This window comes from Pelagibius sp. Alg239-R121, from assembly GCF_947331435.1.
Classification (GTDB): Bacteria; Pseudomonadota; Alphaproteobacteria; order Kiloniellales; family Kiloniellaceae; genus Denitrobaculum.
Genome location: NZ_CAMZOF010000014.1, coordinates 1 through 18,724, shown reverse-complemented (window position 1 = coordinate 18,724; position 18,724 = coordinate 1). Strand labels below are relative to the sequence as shown.

The 18,724-nt window shown below is 53.6% G+C and carries 17 protein-coding genes; 14 read left to right on the top strand and 3 right to left on the bottom strand.

Annotated features, from left to right (window positions below):
• Positions 1–282: 282 nt before the first annotated feature.
• The 3 genes from QMZ18_RS33485 to QMZ18_RS33475 form a co-directional block, all read right to left on the bottom strand.
• On the bottom strand, positions 283–1,206 hold the full coding sequence (locus QMZ18_RS33485; protein WP_282610805.1) for a replication initiator protein A: 924 nt from the start codon (positions 1,204–1,206) through the stop codon (positions 283–285).
• A 469-nt stretch (positions 1,207–1,675) separates the two neighbouring features.
• The gene (locus QMZ18_RS33480; RefSeq protein WP_282610804.1) at positions 1,676–1,945 is read right to left on the bottom strand and encodes a hypothetical protein; all 270 of its coding nucleotides are present in this window, start codon (positions 1,943–1,945) and stop codon (positions 1,676–1,678) included.
• Positions 1,942–2,421, bottom strand: a complete 480-nt coding sequence (locus tag QMZ18_RS33475) for a hypothetical protein (RefSeq protein WP_282610803.1) — start codon at positions 2,419–2,421, stop codon at positions 1,942–1,944. Before QMZ18_RS33475 ends, QMZ18_RS33480 begins: the two co-directional genes overlap by 4 nt.
• A 1,012-nt stretch (positions 2,422–3,433) precedes the next feature.
• On the opposite strand from QMZ18_RS33475, the gene QMZ18_RS33470 reads away from it, so the two are divergent.
• From QMZ18_RS33470 to QMZ18_RS33405, 14 genes are all read left to right on the top strand, one after another.
• Entirely contained in the window at positions 3,434–3,733 is a 300-nt protein-coding gene (locus QMZ18_RS33470) for a TrbC/VirB2 family protein (protein ID WP_282610802.1), read from the top strand.
• Positions 3,733–4,017, top strand: coding sequence for a type IV secretion system protein VirB3 (locus QMZ18_RS33465; RefSeq protein ID WP_282610801.1), 285 nt, complete (start codon positions 3,733–3,735; stop codon positions 4,015–4,017). The genes QMZ18_RS33470 and QMZ18_RS33465 overlap by 1 nt, the downstream gene beginning before the upstream one ends.
• A gap of 52 nt (positions 4,018–4,069) precedes the next feature.
• Entirely contained in the window at positions 4,070–6,445 is a 2,376-nt protein-coding gene (locus QMZ18_RS33460; protein ID WP_282610799.1) for a hypothetical protein, read from the top strand.
• Positions 6,442–6,618, top strand: a complete 177-nt coding sequence (locus tag QMZ18_RS33455) for a hypothetical protein (RefSeq protein ID WP_282610798.1) — start codon at positions 6,442–6,444, stop codon at positions 6,616–6,618. Before QMZ18_RS33460 ends, QMZ18_RS33455 begins: the two co-directional genes overlap by 4 nt.
• A complete protein-coding gene (locus tag QMZ18_RS33450; protein ID WP_282610797.1) occupies positions 6,619–7,392 on the top strand; it encodes a type IV secretion system protein in 774 nt (257 codons plus the stop codon).
• On the top strand, positions 7,389–7,754 hold the full coding sequence (locus QMZ18_RS33445; RefSeq protein ID WP_282610796.1) for a hypothetical protein: 366 nt from the start codon (positions 7,389–7,391) through the stop codon (positions 7,752–7,754). Before QMZ18_RS33450 ends, QMZ18_RS33445 begins: the two co-directional genes overlap by 4 nt.
• Positions 7,751–8,803 (top strand): type IV secretion system protein, encoded by a 1,053-nt coding sequence (locus QMZ18_RS33440; protein ID WP_282610795.1) that lies wholly within the window; start codon positions 7,751–7,753, stop codon positions 8,801–8,803. The genes QMZ18_RS33445 and QMZ18_RS33440 overlap by 4 nt, the downstream gene beginning before the upstream one ends.
• Before the next feature lie 63 nt (positions 8,804–8,866).
• Positions 8,867–9,517, top strand: a complete 651-nt coding sequence (locus QMZ18_RS33435; protein ID WP_282610793.1) for a virB8 family protein — start codon at positions 8,867–8,869, stop codon at positions 9,515–9,517.
• A complete protein-coding gene (locus QMZ18_RS33430; RefSeq protein WP_282610792.1) occupies positions 9,517–10,329 on the top strand; it encodes a TrbG/VirB9 family P-type conjugative transfer protein in 813 nt (270 codons plus the stop codon). The genes QMZ18_RS33435 and QMZ18_RS33430 overlap by 1 nt, the downstream gene beginning before the upstream one ends.
• Positions 10,326–11,675, top strand: coding sequence for a TrbI/VirB10 family protein (locus QMZ18_RS33425; protein WP_282610791.1), 1,350 nt, complete (start codon positions 10,326–10,328; stop codon positions 11,673–11,675). The genes QMZ18_RS33430 and QMZ18_RS33425 overlap by 4 nt, the downstream gene beginning before the upstream one ends.
• A complete protein-coding gene (locus QMZ18_RS33420; RefSeq protein WP_282610790.1) occupies positions 11,672–12,655 on the top strand; it encodes an ATPase, T2SS/T4P/T4SS family in 984 nt (327 codons plus the stop codon). Before QMZ18_RS33425 ends, QMZ18_RS33420 begins: the two co-directional genes overlap by 4 nt.
• Positions 12,656–12,660: 5 nt before the next feature.
• Entirely contained in the window at positions 12,661–14,763 is a 2,103-nt protein-coding gene (locus QMZ18_RS33415) for a type IV secretory system conjugative DNA transfer family protein (RefSeq protein ID WP_282610789.1), read from the top strand.
• 435 nt (positions 14,764–15,198) lie between these two features.
• Positions 15,199–17,790 carry a hypothetical protein gene (locus tag QMZ18_RS33410; protein WP_282610788.1) on the top strand — a complete coding sequence of 864 codons (2,592 nt, stop codon included), beginning with the start codon at positions 15,199–15,201 and terminating at the stop codon, positions 17,788–17,790.
• Between the two features lie 20 nt (positions 17,791–17,810).
• Positions 17,811–18,608 (top strand): hypothetical protein, encoded by a 798-nt coding sequence (locus QMZ18_RS33405; RefSeq protein ID WP_282610787.1) that lies wholly within the window; start codon positions 17,811–17,813, stop codon positions 18,606–18,608.
• Positions 18,609–18,724 lie beyond the last annotated feature (116 nt).

The window sequence follows — 18,724 nt, the reverse complement described above, 5'->3', positions numbered from 1 at the left end:
AGTTGGTAGCTACGAGGTTTTTGCTTTTTTAAGTCTTGGCGTTAATCGCTGCTCCCTTCCTTATTGAGTGATGTTGAAATTCACAGCGCCTAAGCTGGCTCAATAGCCAGTGAACAAAGATACTTTCGCTTAGGCACAGCTCCGCCATTTTCAGAATCCGATTCCGAAGTTTTCTAGACTTGGCTAACTGGATTTAACTTGAATACCGGACAGTTTGTTTCCGGCCGATTCTAAAGGCCTAAGGCGGCCTCAACGTGCTCTCAATAGCTATCCACCAGCTCATCATGCTGTTCCCTCAACGTTCGGACCGGACTGTTCGACCAGAAGGTTGTTTATGGGGCCCATTGCATTGCCGTCGCCGATCAGGAATTCACGGCGACTGAAGACCACAAAAACCTTGGCAAGCGACGCCGCACGGGCACTCAAAGCCTGGCCGTACTCATCGACCAAACGTATGTCGTAGTCGGGCAGCCGGTCTTCTTCACTGATTGCCGCCAGCTGCGATCTGAACTTCGACAGTTCACTATCAGATCCGGTCAGCTGGCGGAGCGGTTCAAGCTGCAGAGTCCATGTTGCCTGTTCCTCGCAATGGACTCGCGCCAAATCATACAAGCGCCGCTCGATCGGCCGAAGATTGAAGTAGGCATCGCAATACTCGAGCATTTTGCCATCGCGAAGAATCGCTCGGAACAACCATTCGCACAACACGACACGGATCATCTTCAGGCGTTTCTCACCGGTCTCTTGATCGCGGGCGTATTGAAGCGCGGTTCCTGAATCAAACCAGTTAAACCAACCATCGATTCCTTCGCCGCCAGTCTCGATATTGGTCCTGATGAGCGTGCCTTTTAAACGCTCGATCGTGTTTTCCAGATTGCTGTAGGATCGTTTTGAACGGTCTCGGCCCGCGACGCGAAAAAAGTCATTGGCGGAGAATTGGTATTCCCGCCGCGGCGAGCCACCGTTGGCCAACTCTTGAACGATCAAGGACGCGACGTAGACAATCATGTCCTTGTCATAAATGGTAGCGATACCGGAGCCCTCGACGGCTTTGATATCGATGGTGATGCCACGGGTCTCATCGCTATAGCGCAGGCGTTTGCGTCGCGCTCTGCGCGAAAGGTCGAAAAAGGGAAACTCCATAATATGGCGCTCGCCTTTGACCTTGCCGTGAAGTGGGCTGTCCAGCAGGTCTAGTTGTTTCATGATATCTGCCCTAACTGCCTAAAATCCCGAATTTCCGACTTCCTGCCTAAAATCACGTAGAAGACTCTAGAAGACGTCTGAAGTGCACTCAAACCAATGCCATTATTGGGAGTAACGCTAAATGTTGTGGCTGTCGAGGTTCCACCTACGTGATTTGGGGCAGGACCCGGACTTTGATTCGTGATTTCAGGCAGTTCGCACCCTACGATTCGTGACTTGAGGCAGGAAGGCTGCGTGATTTCAGGCAGCTGAAGGCGTTTGTCTGCGCTACTGAAGCCAATCACGACTCGAGTCGTCGGACGCTGGATCGTCAAACGACTGTCAATTCGTGATTTTAAGCAGGACGCGTGAAATAGGGTAGCATCGCCGATTCTATCTGCAGTGCCGATCTCGCTAGTCTTTCGAAAACTGAGTTGAGCGCTATGGGCGCGATTTCGATGCCATGCCGCTGCCAAACTTAGGTTGTCAATCACGCGACCTCGCGCTCCCATCTCAGCCACTGACCGGACACGATGCCTTCCCGTACCAACACCGCCAGGCGCTTAAAGGCGACGCTGTGGGTTGCGGCCTCTACTGTGAGATTTGCACGACCTTCAACACTAAGCTCGAAAAGCGTCAAGCGATCGCCATCCTGCCACCAAGGCCGGATGATGAAGATATCGCCGCGCTTGCACAGCCAGGTCTCGACGATCTCGCCTTTAAACGAAAAGCGATCGATGACAATGTCTTGGCCGCTCATCGCCGCCCCTCGTCAACGCCACCTCTGACGACTGTTGATCGCCAGACATATTTTGTCCTGCGATGTTCTTTGCCGAGAGAAGGAACGTCCGTCCACAGGATCTCGTCACGGATCAAAGGCGTGGTCACATACCCCTGCTCGTTGTTGGCCTCCATGCGGCAAGACCGATTTCCTTCCTGACCGCTATGTATTTCGCTGGCAAGATCTTCACAGCGAAATTTTTCTCGAAATCCCCAATCAAAAACCATGTCCCCGTTTCCGTTATCACAAGAGCTGAACGGCGGCAGCGGCGGCTTTGGCTTCGGTGTGTGGTTGATGCGCTTAATGAAGGCCGCATAAGCGGCCTCGCAGCCACCTGGAAAGCCACCCGGCAGGCAGAGCCAGATAGCGCATTCGTCTTGAGAAGCGGCAAAGCTGGGAACCGATGTTCCGATTAAGACGCCCGCCGCGAATGCTGCGCACGTAACTTTCTTCATGATCCCTCCCATGGACTCCGACCAAGAATGATGGTGAGGCAGACATCCTGTGGCGCAACCCTTGGGTTGTATATACAGAGGCATCAATACCACCGGAATGTCACAGCACATCGAATTCAATACCTACTATATCTTGTTACCACGCACAGCATGCCTTCTAAGGGTTGTACTCAATTGAGTGGCTAACAAGAATTCTTAACTCGGACAAAATGCGATTTCGACGATACATCTACCGTCCGGTTTTCACCAAAAACTGACGAAACGGAGTTTGTCGCAAAACAGAAAATTATGCAAATTTTTAATCTTGTACTTTTTTCTGGATAATGCGAAATTTCGTTATTCGCCGCGTATTCGTTTTCTGCAGGGCGATAATTAGCCATACCCAATCATTGTTTTTAACAAGATTGGGCAATGCCATGCAGTTTGAGAGACTGGGATTGATAACCTCTGATGCGCTACCACAGTTCATTAAAGAAGGTGGAAGAGTCACTATCGGACCCGTCGAAAGAGAGGGGCGGTTGTTCTGGCGTTGCATTGCACATAAGCCAGACGGAGAGGCGCTTCGCGTATTGGTTAGCCGGGGTCTCAGTGACAAATATTTCAAGTCACTCGATTCGGCATATAATTTCTTCGTTAAAATTCACCCAGAAGCAGAGAGCTTTACTGTCTCGACTCACGTCGAGAAAATTGAGGACCCGTGAAGGTCATTCTGAACAGCAAACAGTTGATTTTTCCTCTTCTAGTCCTCAACACGTATTTTCTTTAGTTTCGCTTCCCGTCTTCCTTTTCAAACGCGATAGAAGTGTTCGCACCGTATCCAACAGCGAACCCTCAACGCGTCACATCGACTTTCTCACTAACAAGGTCCCCACAGACTGCATCCGCGCTCGAACAGTGCTGATCGCGGTAATCGGATTCCGCCTCCCTTACTTTTAGGTAATTCCAAGCGCGGCGCTGATGGGCTGCACGCGTTTACCCCTGCACTTCCACCCAAGCTAAACCGGAGCGCCCAATGAATAAAAACGCCACGAATCTCATTTTATTCGCGGTCATCCTCGTTTCAATTGCCTCGCCTGCTCTGGCGCAGGAAATTTTCGAACCCGTCTCGTCCTTCCTGGAGCAAATCAAAACCTTCGTAACCGGCACCAACGGCATTCTTCTTGGTGGGGCTGCAATTGCGGTTGCTGGGATTAGCGCTGCCGCTCCGCGCATTCCCGTAAGCTGGGGACACTTCTTTGTGGTCCTCGTCGTGCTAACGATCTTTTTCGGTGCCTTCAAAATCGCTGAAGTCATTCAGAACTTCGCCGTCTGATGACATCGTCCGTTTACACCGGCATGACGCGCCCCGCCGAACGCCTCGGCGTGCCCATCTCCTTTTGGCTAGTGGGCAGCGTCGGACCGATGGTTCTTTTTATTCTGACGCAGAATACGTGGGATTTTTGGGGGTTGTTGTCAGTTGTTCCGATGTATTTCGCCATGCGTCGCCTAGCGCAGCACGACAGCTATCTCTTCACGATTCTGAACATCAAGCTCAAGAAGACGCCGCCAACACTGAATAGCCAGTATTGGCGAGGAAACTCTTATGCCCCTGAGTAAGTCAATCCGGAAAGAACTGAAGAATGGAACTCTGCTTTCGTATGAAGTTGGGATGAGAACTCACATTCCGGCCGTCCGGTTCCTGTCGGGCGGGCTACTCTCCACGAAGAACAGCGACCTCATTGCAGTTTTCCGGATCAGAGGTGTCTCGCACGAAACCGCCAGTGCCGGAACCCTTCGACAGGCGCGCGAAGCTATGTCCCGGGTCGCGAACATGTTCGACGATGGCAGGACCGTTCTTTACGCGCATACGATCCGACGCAAAGTAAACGCAGCGGAAACGATGACACCGGTTGTTGGCAACGACTTCGCGGCCGACCTGGATGAACTCTACCGCCGTCAGTTGACCGAGAACGAAACCTACGAGATACGACATTATTTCTCGATCGTCTTTCGACCCGTTCCCACTTCGCTGAACCCTGCTGCCTCCATCGCCAGATTTTTAAGCTCCGTATTCCGCACCGAAGACGCGGAGCTAGCAAGTATACGGGCGCTTCGTCAAGACGACATCGAGGAGTTGCGGTCGCGCTGCGGTACGGTTAGTGAAGCACTTGTGTCTTTGGGGGTTGAGCGTTTGACGGAAACGGCCGTTGACCGCCGTGAAACACTGCAACTCATGACCATGCTTGCAAACGGTGTATGGACCAGCGCACCCGACGCCAGTGCCGCTCTGGACGAGGTCATTCCCTGCGCCAGGCTTCGGTTCAAAGGTGAGTGCCTGTCCATCACCGGAGCGGCCCCAGAAGACAATCGTTACGGCGCCATTCTCGCGGTCTCTGCTTATGGCGATACCACGGACGAAAGCATGTTTGACGCTTTGGTGGGCGAGCGGGCCGAATTTATTTTGACTGAAAGCTTTATGCCTCTGGATCGCGTGAAGAGCGGGCAAAGCGTCTTCAACGCGGCGGCTCACATGAAGGACGCAGGCGATGAAGCGGAATCTCTAATCCAGGAGCTGGCGACGGCAAAGGATGCTGTGGCTTCACGCCGGCTGTCCATGGGCCAGCATCATCTTACCATCACGGTCCTGGCCGAGACGGAAGACCGGCTCAGCAAATCCTTGTCACGCGTTGTCTCCGCTGTCAGCCCGAGCGGACTCCGCTTAAAGCGCGAAGATCTGGGTATGGAAGCAGCTTGGTGGGCACAACTACCCGGCAACATGTCTTACCAGACCCGCAGCAAAAGCCGGATCATCAGCCATGACAATTTCGCGGACATGGCTGCCTTTCACACACATCCGGTCGGTGCGCTCCGTAATCTGAGGTGGGGAATGCCGGTCACTCTCCTGGAGACCTCTTCACTCACACCATACCATTTCTCCTTCCATGCGCCTGGGAAAAGGGCTCCTGGGAACACAGCAATCTACGGCCCAACCGGTTCGGGCAAAACGACCGTAGCGAATTTTCTGATCTGCGAAACTCGGCGTCTGCCGCAGCCGCCAGATATCATTTATTTCGATAAAGACCGTGTGGCGGAAGCGGCTGTCCGTGCTCTCGGCGGGGAGTATTTCAGGCTGACGCCGGACGAGAACATCGGCTTCAATCCCTTTGCATTGGCGCACGACGGCGATAGTGCCATGTGGCTGACGGGATTTGTCGAACGCTTGATTGGCGGTATTCTGACGCCAGAGCAGCAACGCCGGATTGCGGATGCAGTCAAGCGCACAGTCGCCGCCGAACCGGATCTCAAAAATTTTGATGACTTCGTAAGCTTGCTGCGCTCGGTCGACGACAGCGACGCGGAATATCGCATCAAGGATTACCTCAAGCCTTGGCATTCGGATGGCGATCGGGCCTGGCTTTTCGCGAACCACGAGGATTCTTTCTTGCTCGATCAGCCGGTCATTGGCTTCGATATGACCGGTATCCTCGACAGTCCAAAGATCCGCTCCGCCGTTCTGGACTATCTGTTCTATAGGATCGAACGCAAGCTCAGCCGAGGCTATCCCACAATCATCATTCTCGATGAAGCCTGGAGACTGCTCGATGATCCGCGATTCGCAAGCCGCATCAAGGACTGGATCAAGACGATCCGGAGCAAGAACGGCATTGTCGTTTTCATGACGCAGGAACCGGCTGATGCGGCCAAATCCGCGATCTCTGAAACATTGGTTCAATCGACAGAAACCAACATCTTCTTTGGCAACCCGGACGCAGACCACGAGAGCTATGTCGATGTCTTGGGATTACCTCCCGAGCAATTGTCTCTGATCCGGGGCATGGCGCCGGAAATGCGCAGGATGTTGATCAAGAACTCTCGTGAGTCCCTGTTTGTTTCAACCCGATTTCGCGGCATGGACCCGTTCTTGAAGGTCCTTGCCGGTACCGCCGAGGGTGTACGGGAAATGGACCGACTCAGACGGATACATGGCGAGGATTGGCTTGCCGCTTTCATGGCGGAAGAGATCAAACAGGAGACAGCCGCATGAGAACGTTAGTAGGGCTCTCGATCGCGCTATTCCTTATTTCGGGGTGCACGCTGGCCGGAGACACGCTCCATCCTTACGAGGAACGCCGTGCGGAATGTTCCTTCGAGGACTCAACACCAATCCCGCAGACTGGGCTTGTTCCCGCGCCAATAGCACAGAAGGAGGAAAGGTAAATGGACGAGGTATCCCGGCGAGGCCTGGCGGTTGCCGCGGTCACAGCATTGGCGGCAATTGGCACAATGGCACCGTCCAAACCCGCATTTGCGGGCGGCATTCCGACCTTCGATGCAGCGACGGTCGCCGAACTGGTTTCCATTCTGAATACCAACATGGAAGCTCTCGGCATCAACGAAGAACAGCTGACCAACATGGTCGAACAGTTGACCACTCTCCAGTCGCAGCTCAAGGAAGCAGAACGAACTTATCAATCGATCACTGGCGTTAAGAACAAGATCCAGGGTTTGTTCGATGGGGACATTACACCTCGAAAGCTCGCAGCCAGACTCAACGACCTGCGGTCCGGAGGGAGGATGCTCAACAACCGGGTCGGCGGCAGGCTCACAGAACTCTCGGAAGAGTTCGATGTGATGTCGGGACAGGATTTCTTCGGCGATGAAGAGGATACCGTCCGTACCAGAGCGCATGATTTGCTTTCCGGTTCCAGCATGGCAGCCCTGGCGGTCGCAGAAGAAAACTTCGCGGGCGCGGGCGAAGCCTTCGAACGCTATGACCGCTACCGCGACGAGATCGGCAGCTCAGCCGATCTCAAAACCTCGATGGATCTCAACACGCGGGTCCAGGTTGAGAACGGCATGATGCTGGCGCAGATCCTCCAGAGCCTTGCCACCCAGAGTCAGGTATCAGCCGCTGAAACAACGACAAGTTTGCGCGGTATGGAAGTGGGGAGACGTGTCGAAGGTTCGGTCACGAAGGAGTTTGACGAATGAAGAAAGTAGTCTGGACGGCAATCATTTTCGCGAGCGGTCTAACGATCCTTACGGATCCAACTCATGGAGCAGAGCAGCGCACACGAATCGAAGTTTCCGCAAATAGAGTGATGACTGGCCGTTACGACATCGCTGCAATCAAACATGAGATAGCACAATGCGAGAGCGCAATCACAGCTGGATCACCCATTCCTGAGAGTGACCATCCGCCCTACGACTCGGATCAGGGTCTTGATCCGGAACTGCTCGGCATGCCGATTAATGCTCTTCGAACAATGGTGGATGAACTTTATCAAAAGGCCGACAACCTGGAATTCGAACTACACAAATGCCGTAGCAATCACAAGAAGACCGTCCAATGAGCATCATTGTCGAAATTAATGAGTTTATCGACACGGCGATCAATGGCGGCGCATTGGCAGTGTTCCAAACTCTATCAGCGCCGTCAGCAAAGTTCTTAACCCTGCTTGGCGGTGCCGCGCTTGCTGGCTGGTCCGCCCTGCATGCCCTACGTGGTTCTTTTTCCTTCGATGGCTTTTTGATGTTCGTTCTCCGGTTTGGTCTGTTCTACGGCCTCGTGTCCGGTAGCTTTCTGTGGCTCAACCATGTTTACCCGTTTCTCTCCGATTTCGGGCAAGGCGTCGGCACGGTTATCATCAGTGAATTCGGCGGTGAAAGTGATTCCGAAGGACTTGTACAGGCCCTGTCGGGTTTCATTTCAACCTCTCTACGCGGTGTTCAAGCCGCACTTCGAACCTATGGCGTAACCTCACTTTTGGATAGCAGTGCGTGGATGGCATTCATCTTCGGACTTGTCTCGTTTGTGACAATCATCGCCATGGCCGTCACCGCTCTTGCACTAATTATTTTTTCAAAGGTTCTGATGGCAATTCTGATCGGGATTACACCGGTTTTGGCCGTTTGGGCCTTCATTAAAGGCACCGCCGATGTTTTCAACGGCTGGCTACGCGGGGTCACGATGCTGATCCTATTTCAGATCCTGCTCTACGGTATCCTCGGAACCGTTATCGCAGCGAGCGACAGCTTGTCTATCCAAGCCAGCGACGCCGTGCGAGCCAAGGAAAACGTTTCTGCCGCAATGCTGACCTTCACAATGCTCAGCGGAATTGGCCTAGTGAATTTATTTCTCTGTCCGATGGTCGCTTACACCGTAGGCGGCGCAGCGATGAACCTTGGCGGTAATGCTGTGCAAAACACACTCCGCAGCATGGGTAACGGCCTGGCTGAACGCTTAGGTGGTGGGCAACAGAGTGACGCCGCGCTCAGGGGCGCCAGCGACGCCCGTTCAGAAGCCGCCAGGCAGGCTGATGTCAAAGATGAGAACGGGCAGACAGCCAGGGATCGCGCAAAGCACGCCAAGATTCTAGAACGCCTCAATCGACCGGACTAGACGCGAGATCGGACGGCACAGCCATCAGGAGCGATGAGTTAATCGGAAAGGTATGCAAAGGCCATGAAGGACGGAATCGACCAGTGGGAAAGCAATCTATATCTGACGCAGAATCGGCGGCTCTGTTTTGCATGGATCAACGCGGGCTTTGGCTATTTTCTCGCAGGTGTCCTGGGCATCGCTCTGATGGGTCTCACACCGTTCAAAACGATTAAGCCCATTGTCGTCGTCATGGATAAGCAAACCGGGACGGCAAACGTTTCCTCGATGCTCGGAACCATCACGCTCGATGACGAAGAAGCCTTAACCCAGTCTCTGCTTTTCCGCTACGTCCGCGATCGTGAGACCTACAACAATATGGATCAGCCTGCGCGGATCAATGAAGTGCACAAGGTCACTCAGGACCGCGCCAGAACGGACCTAGAAGCGCTCTACGCCAACGACAATCCCCTCAACCCCGTGACGGTCCACGGGAGCGACCGGCGCATCAACGTTAAGATCAAATCGGTCGTTCTACAGCCCGATAATCAAGCCCTGATTCGGCTAGAGAAGTCTTCCATCGAGACACCTGGCGCAAGACCTATCAAGCGCGCCTATGTGGTCTCGATCCACTTTGGCTTTGATCGTGAGGGTGCAATGCCGCTCGAAGAACGGTGGGACAACCCTGTTGGTTTTTACGTGGATGACTATCGCATTGATCAGGAGGCAGGCTAATGCTCAATCGGTTTCTCGCCGCCGTAGTGATCGTTCTCGCGTTCGCCGCGGCCCCTGTCTTGGCTGAACAAAAAGCCACGGATGGAATCCGGGATGATCGGATCAAAACCTTCGAATATTTTGCAGACGACGTCTATTGGATCGATGCCTATACGGGCTATACGGTGACGATCAGTTTCGATGAGTCCGAGCGTGTTATCGAAGTTCAGTCGGGCGATACTCTGTCCTGGGAAATCAACCAACTGCAGTTTGAGGAACGCCTTTCCCTTAAGGCCAAAGAGGTGGTTGATCAGCCGACAAATGTGACCATTCACACAACCCGGCGCATGTACTCTTTTGTCGTCAAGTCTCATAAGGGCGGAGATCCTAAGGGCGTCGGTTTCCGCTATTCCTTCAAGTACCCCGAACCGCCTCAGAAAACCGTTACCGCCCGAAGCATCTTCGAGGTCTACCGCCGCGCAGCTGATGGCGTGAACCTGGAGTATTCCGCGGCAGGCTCCAAGCTCCTCCGCCCCGTTCAGGTTTTCGATGACGGGGTAAAAACCTACGTCCGTTTACCGCCACGGTCTGTAAGGCCGGCGGTTTTCGCAATGGAAGCCGATGGCTTTGAGCGGACCATCAATTCGGGGGATTACCTCGACGACGGCACCATTGTGGTTAATGGCGTCTACTCGCGCCTGGTTCTTCGCAATGGCCCTTATGTGACGTGCCTGTTCAACCGTCCCCTTTACGACGCGACTGTAAAAGACATCGCACCAAAGAAGCCTCGGCCGAGATCCTACAGCGCAAGCGATGTGAGGGACGGCCGATGAACAACAAACCAGAAGAGACCACCCCGGAGATGTCTACGCCGGTCGCGGATCGATTGAGTTTGATTCACAACGAGAAGGGCGGAAAGATCAATTGGCCGCTTGCCGGGAGCATCGGCGGTTTGGTTCTGATGCTGGGTGGTTTTGCCTATGCAAACTTGAGCGATTCCAGCACGGAAGAGCCTGGTATCGATCTGATCCCGGCGGCGGCGCCCACACCGAGACAAAGGCGCCGCACAGGACCTCTGTTCGGCGAATTTCCAGCCTCTAAACCGGTCAAGCAGGCAGCTCCTGTTGAAGATCCGAAGATCGCGGCACTCGAAGGTGAGCTGGCGGCAATGAAAACGCTCCTCGATAAGATGCAGGCCAGTAAGGTGAAGAAAGTCGCCGCACCCCTGCCTGAGCCGCCCGATCAGTCGCAAGAAACCGTCGCGGCCCTCGCCGCGATTACCAAGGCGCTCACCAAAGTTACGCAGGAGCTCGATAGCGCGCGGGAAGACCAAAGGCGGCAGTTTCGTGCTTTGGAAGCGCGGATGCGTGCGAAACAGGTGGCTGCGGCAACACAGGAGACTAATCCTTCAGGTTCGAGTGCGGAAGAGCTCGCCGACAGAAGAAAACGCGAGCAGGAACGCGAAGAGCGTGCTGAAAAAGAGCGGAAACGCCTGGCTTCACCGTCGGTCATCAGTCTTGGTAACCAGGGCAATGCATCGAATGCCGATGGACAGGCAAGCAGTGCCACGGGCAATGCTTTCCTTGATGCGGCTGGAAACCGAACCGTGGAAACCGCGCGCGCCCGAACCCTTCCCGAGCCTCACCGGTTGGTCACTCAGGGCACGATGGTGGGCGCAATTCTTGAAACCGCCATCAACTCGGACCTGCCTGGGCTTTTAAGGGCGCGTGTTAAGCAGGACATCTGGTCAGCGGATGGCTCCAATGTACTGATTCAAAGCGGGTCCACGCTGATAGGAGAATATCAATCCGAAATCGGTGTCGGACAATCCCGCATACTCGTTGTCTGGAACCGTGTCATCACACCGGATCATCGAAGTGTTATGATTGGCTCGCGCGGAGTGGATCGTCTTGGGCGGGCTGGGTTGACCGGTAAAGTCGATCATCATTTCGCCCTTAAATTCGAGGCGGCATTCCTCATCTCGGTTGTCAGCGCCATCGCCGGAATCGGTGATAATGTCGACAACAGTAACGTCGCTTCTGCTGTCGGTGACGGTGGCGATGCGCTGAAGGACGCCGGCGACAGCGCCTTGGAGGAATATCTCTCGATTCCGCCAACGATCCATGTCGATCAGGGTGACGATATCAACGTCTTCGTCGCGCGGGATCTCTATCTTTGAGCCGCCATCTTGAACGCAACCTCAAGAAGGCCTTTGGAGATCTGACGGAAACACCGGACCTGACGGAGATCGCCGTCAATGCTGATCGAAGCGTATGGATCGCCCGCAACGGTGATCCATACATGCGTCAGATCAACCTGCCGCTGCCGGAGACTGAAGCGCGTGCCCTGGCGGACGATCTTACAGGCGAGGATCCCATATCGGAGAACAATCCGTCCGGAGGATCGCTGTTCTTCATGGACGGCTCTCTCTGGCGTTCTCAGGTGATATTAAATCCGCTCATCGAAGGTGCAGTTGCCTTTGCCTTGAGACGAACCGTTGTCAGACGTTTCTCTCTCGATGACCTTGTTGCAGGATCCGAGATCGGTGGTCTCACGGAAGAACTCAAGACCGGGATATCACAGGAGAATGAAGCCGTTTTTGCGGCTTACGATCAGGGTGATTTCGTCACCTTCCTCCGCGCCGCCGTTCAAGCAAAGTGGAATATTCTTCTCTCCGGTGGAACGGACTCCGGTAAGACGACCTGGTTGCGGGCCTGTCTCGAATGCGCCGATCCGACGGAACGGGTCATCACCATCGAGGATACACGGGAGATCTATCCAAACCACGCAAACCATCTCTCGATGCTGGTGAATGAGACAACAACAAGCAGCGATCTTTTGAAGATAAGCCTGCGGCTCCGTCCGGACCGTATCTTAATGGGGGAGCTGCGCGGCGCCGACGCCTACGATTTCCTCAGCGCCATCAATTCCGGTCACCCTGGCGGCATTACCACTCTGCACGCATCCTCTCCGGACACGGCGCTGTCGCGCCTGGCGCTAATGGTCATGCAGGCGGAAACCGGGCTGACTTTCTCGGAGATCATCGAATACTGCCGATCGATGATCGACGTGGTTGTCCAGTTCAAGAAGGTCAACGGGATCCGAAAGCCCTCAGGGGTCGAAATCTTCCGGCCGAGAACATCAAACGCTGAGGAATAAGAGCGATGATGAAGGTAAAAACGCATTACTTCTACACCATTGGCTTTGCGCTTCTCACGGTCCCAGTCTGGGCGAGCCTCTGGATCGCTTATAAGCATCTTGGGGCACTGGATCAGTTCCGCCCTTGGCTGATTCTCACCGCCCGAGATGAACTTCCGATCGATTTATGGGAATTCGCCGTGCAGGCCGGGTTTGTCGGTGCCTTGGTAACTGGTTCGTTGCTGTTCTACCTGGCGGACGGGATGGTCTTCGGGGTGGAATCCTCCGATGTGCATGGTACGGCCCGCTGGGCGCGGCGGAGCGAGATTCAAGAGGGGGCACTCATGGAGAATTGGGGTGTCACTCTCGGCAAGCTCGGTAAGCCCAAAAGCCGAGGTTCATTTCTCCGGACCAACAGCGTCAATCGCTCCAACATACTTGTCAGCGCGCCCCCACGGTCCGGCAAGGGCGCTGGCATCATTATTCCGACCCTGCTGGATTACCCCGGTTCGGTCGTTGTCTATGACGTCAAGGGTGAGAACTACGAAGCGACGGCCCGGATGCGCGCCAAAAACGGCGACAAGGTTTTGGTCTTTTCACCGTTCGACATGGAGCTGGAAAACGTCGCATCAGAGGATCATTCCCTGGCCAGAGTTTCGCATAGTTTTAATCCACTGATAGAGATTGCGGCTGTCAAAGACCTCGAAGACCGCCTAACCCTCATCCAGACACTGGCGTCGGCGCTTCTATCAGTGCCGGCTACGGCAACCACGGAAGCAAGTTTGCTTAAGGACGGACGCCGGATTTTCATCGCCGTGACGGCAATCGTGTGCAACGAAGATAACCCGACCCTGGCCCGGGTGTCCGAGTTACTGACACCTTCAGCCGCGGACCTCAGCGGCGACGATGTTCCCGATTACAAAACCATGTTTGCGGCCTTGGCCAAGCGAGCACCCGATCCTCTGTCACGAGCCGATCTCCTGAAAGCAACTGCACAGGACAACAAGTCCCTTGGAATCTATCTCACTGTCCTTCAGGGCGCAGGCCTGGAAGCATGGAACAATCCGGCCATCATTCGTGCAACAAGCAGGAACGATTTCGATTTCAGTCTTCTACGGAAAGAACCGCATTCGCTGTACCTGGTGGTCCCCAATAGTCACAAATACGTCGCCGCACCGGTCGTCAGACTCTTTTTCCAAAGAGCAATCCTGACGCTTCAGGAAAAGCTCCCCGGCAAGCGGTTCCTGCCAGTTCTCTTCATGATCGATGAATTTCATTCGCTCGGCCGAATGCAGGCTGTCGTGGACGCGACGACGATCCTTCCAGGGTACGGCGGGCGGATGTGTTTGATCGTACAGACGCCGTCGTCAATTGCCGGGCTTTACGGTCGGGAGCAGGCCGAAGTCGTCATGGACGCAACGCAGGTCAAAGTTTGGATGGCGCCGAACTCTGAGACAACCAAGCTGAAGCTCTCTCAATCGTTAGGCAACGAAACCGTCGCCGTCAAATCGGTCTCAGGCAAAAAATGGGGATCTACTGATCAGCAATCCGAGTCTTTCTCCGAGAAGGGTCGGGCTTTGATGACACCGGAAGAAGTCGGGCGTCTTGACGAAGAGCAACTTCTCGTCACCGTACAGAACCGCTATCCCATTCGCGCGAACAAAGTGCGTTACTGGAAAGATCGCCATTATGGCCCGCTCTTTAAGTCTCAGAAGAACCTGCCCTGGCCTGAAATCCCCGTGGTGAAAGAAGGAACTATCGAAATCTACGATGATTTCTTACGGCCTGTCGGGGGCTCTATCGCACTTACAAATACGCGCGTTAGCAAAGTAACAGTTGATGAGAGCAGAGCACCGTCAGAGCCACTCGATTCGGTTTCGCCTGCAGGCTTTCCTGATTTCGATGAGCCGGAGGAAGGCCGCCAAAAAGCCAGTTATGTCGACAGCCTGCAAAACATGATGAAGACGGTACAAGCACCGTCTTTTAGGGAGTCATACGAAGATCTATTTGAAGCAGCCCCTTTAACAGAAGGCGATTCACCTGAGTTAATCGAGGTCGCGCGCCGGCTCTCACCCGACGAAATAATCGCCAAACTTAGCAGTCTCTTTCCTGGCCCAATGACATCATAGCTACGTGTGCGATCTACCGGTTTACTGCGTGAGGCGCCAGTTGATCCGGCCAGAGGTCACTTTCACCTGAAAGCGGAGATCGAAAAGCTCATCTACATGGGGTAGTGACCGATCCGCTGCAATATGCTGTCATTTTGAAGCCTTCGGGAATCTCCTAAATTGGGAACGACTGCCTTCAACTTTGGACATCGTCCAAAGTTGTGGATTCTGCAACATCGCCCGTCAAAGCCGCCGCTCGTGCGTATCGCAGCATCTCAGTGCCAACAGCGAGAACACCATTAAAAGACCCTTGCTAGCGGCCGAAGTCTGGAATCTCGATACTCACTCACTTATCAGATGTGTCGAAACCAGAGGCGTTCCATAAGTTGCCCAGAGCTTGACTCTTATCGACACACTGAAGACTATTTGGTTGAGGTTAGTCTTGGGGGGTAAATTATGAGTTGTCATCATTCTTTGCGGTATTGTGTTCCTTTTCTGTTTTTGAGCAGCACTGTCTGCACCGCACAAACAACCGACTATATTATTTCCGAACGCAGTACATATCTGCGCGATGAACAACGGATATCGCCGGATGAGCTGAGTTATGATTATCCGTCCCAGGGAGTGTCGCTGGGCAACGGGTGGGACATCGTACGCGAAGAGAAGACCACAGCTTCCTGCATCACCTTTACTTCTAAAGAGGTGGGCGGGCAGATCGCTGAGGTGAAATCGAAGCGGATCGAGAATACCGACTCGCTGCGCCAAGAGATGAACATTAGCTATAAAGCGACGGCAAAGGGGAAGTTCGGCAAATTTAGCGGGGACGCCTCGGCGAAGACCAGATTTTTGCGGCGTTCAAAAGTTGACGATCATAGTGTCAGTATCCTGGTCAATGCCAATGTCGTGAACGGCATAGCCTTCGTGGCCCCGGCACCCGTGAGGCCTGACGGGGTGAATGACCAAGCCCCGTCGGACGACGAATCGACCACAACAACCCAGCAAAGTGGCCGATCGATCCGTCTGACCAAATTCGCGCGCGATTTGCTGGGCTCGGGTGAGGCAACAGATATCGAGCGGTTCCGCATGCATTGCGGGGACGGTTTTGTTAACGCGATCGAACGCGGTGCCGAGCTTTATGCGGTCTACAACCTGAGTGAAACATCTTCCACTACCAACGAAGAACGCAAGAAATCGCTGTCGGCATCTGCTAGTTATATGGGTATGTCCGCCTCGTTGGATTTCGACTCCGCCAAGTTGAGCGAGATCATAGCAAAGCGTGGTGTCAAAAGCATTGAGTATTACCACTCAGCACACCGCGGCCTCACTCTTCCTAGTGATGAGCAGGGTATCTACAATTCGCTGGCCTTTCTCGGGGCGGCGACATCACTTGAAGACAGCTTTCCGTTCCGCATTGTCGTGCATCGTTACGAGAGCTTGCCGGATTTCACCGAAACGCTCGGAGATGGCGGACTATATTTCAACGAACAACGCGAGGCGCAGCGCCAAAGGCTGATGGGCTTAGTGCGCTATCTGGACGCGGTGATAAAACACCCAGGCCAGTATGGCCTTCAATATCTTGATCTCACCCTAGACGATCTCGAAACCATCCAGGACGTACTGTATGATCACATTGCCGCATTGGAGAAAGAAACGCGACGGTGCTTTGAGCAGCAGCTCAACCCGGCCGAAGCGATTTACTTAAACTGTCTGTCCAAAGGCGACCGTATCTATTGGGACTGGCCATATCGCGCGGTCATGCCCATCCATATTGACCTCGTGCGCGCGCTTTCTGATGCGGAAGCCCAAACAATCGACGGTTTGACCAAAAAGATTAGCAACCTTGAGGCGCTTTGGAACAGCGAAATTGTAAACGTCGCAAAACGCCCAAAAAAATGCCCGTTTAACTTCGGGCGAGGTGGAATCTGTGGACATTGGTACGAAAAAGAAGGTTGCGCCAAACTTCCCAATCACGCGACCTGCCGACAGATCCGAACCGAGCAAAATCGAGTGCAGATAGAACTTGCCACGATCGAAGCAAATGCGTATCGCGTTCGTTATACCGAGTCCCGTTACCTCTATTGGATCAAACAAGCGTCTCGTGAACGCAGGGTGAATAGGGAAATTGGCGGTTACCTTTCGAACCAGGAACTGGAGTTTTTCCGCCAGGACATGATGTGCCAAGACCCCGAGGTGCCTGACGGTGGTAACGACATGTGCGTCGACACAAATGAACCGAACCGCCCAAAAAAACGGACGCTACAGGATCGAATTTTAGCGGGGGAACGGCTGCGGCTTGCGCTTAGCTATAATTCCGCGTACCGCGACGAGCGAACGAAGGCATTTCAGGCGGCCTTGAAGAATGACTATCTTTTGGCAAGTCAGCTCAAACTGGATCAGGAGAAGCGAGCATCCGACGAGGCATTCATCAATGTTTTTGGCGTTACAATTGAAGAACTACTGCGTGACAAGGCTGTCAGCATCCCAAACCTTCGACAGCCAGACGACGTCTTGAAGAGTTTGCGTTCAGGGCAGATGCTGGACAATGTACAACCATCGTTTCTCCAAGGCTTAGAAGCAAAGGGGGCGCAGAAAAAGATCTTTGATCTACGGCGAGACAGCACCAATAAAGACGGGCTAAACCTTGTTCCTATGACAAGCGACGAAATGTTTGCCAAAGTTAAAGAGCTGACCCAACAACTGCTGGCAAACGATCGGATTTATCAGGACGCGAAGTCGAGGATCACCATGGGGCTTGACGGTCTTGAGCGAAGCCAAGCCCTGGAAGCGACCATAAAAAGTGTTCTAAACGGACAGGTCGCACAACTCGAATTGAATCCAAGTGTTGGCGTTGCGCCGTTATCGTCCACTCATGCCTACGATTCTTTGCGAACCGCTGTTTTGCATATGATCGAAACGGAGGTTGGAGAGAAAAAGCCGTTGTTCGAACTCACCACGGATGACGCCGCTCAGAACATCGGCTGGGAACGCTTGGATGACGTCTTTGACTGGCAACAAGACTTCGACCTTGTTTTGGAAGAAGTTGATTAGCGCAAGGTTCTGAAGGAACCGTGCCGCATCGTCTCATACAGCGCGGTGTTTTGGGAGCACTGCTGTTCATTTTAGGTACAAGCGTCGCGCTTGCCGAACGCTGTTCTACGCCGCTGGACTGGCCGGTTACGTTTCACAGATCAAAATGGGCCGAAATAGAAGAGTTTAAACCAAAGGTCAAAAATCCCGACATGAGCTTCAATTATCAAGGGATAAAGGAGACTGGGATCGGCAAGATCAATCTTGACTATTTTGCGGTGCGGATGAACAAAGGTGATTTAACCACGGCGACTGTGTTGGCCGATCTGCGCGCAAACCTGAACGAAATCGTGTTCAGCGGTGTGAACCTGGGGATTTACCCCGCCTCTCCCAAAGAAAGAAAGCGTTGGAATTCCAGCACCCCACTCGGAACCATTATGATTTTTGATCTGGCGCGAATTAAAAGCGTCACTTTGGAACGTGGTGCTGTTATCCTGTCATGTCTCTCGGAAGAGGATTTTATTTTTTCGACAATTCAGCTCCATCTACTGCCAATCGGAACTCATCCCGTTTCCGGGCATCGCGCATTCGGCGTTTTTCAAGATAGTGAAGAGACCATCACCATATATGTGAAAGCTGTGGACCGGGTTGTTCGGGGATATTTCGCGTTTGGCAATTTCGGCGGCCTCACGCCAAACAGTCTTGAGGTCTTCCGCGAAAACGTTATTTTTGCGGGCGGAGAAAAGGTGTGGAAAAACTTGCAGAACAACCTTGTCAAGCGGTACGCAAAATACAACGCGAAAAAATTGTCGCCGATCGCAAGACGAGTCAATTATTGATGATGAGTTTTAGTATGCGGATTTCAGTGTCAGTTATGTGTGGTGGATTCAACTGATCGCGGCAACACACTCGGCGAACTTCTCTGCTGGCGTTTGATATTGCAAGGTCTTGCGTG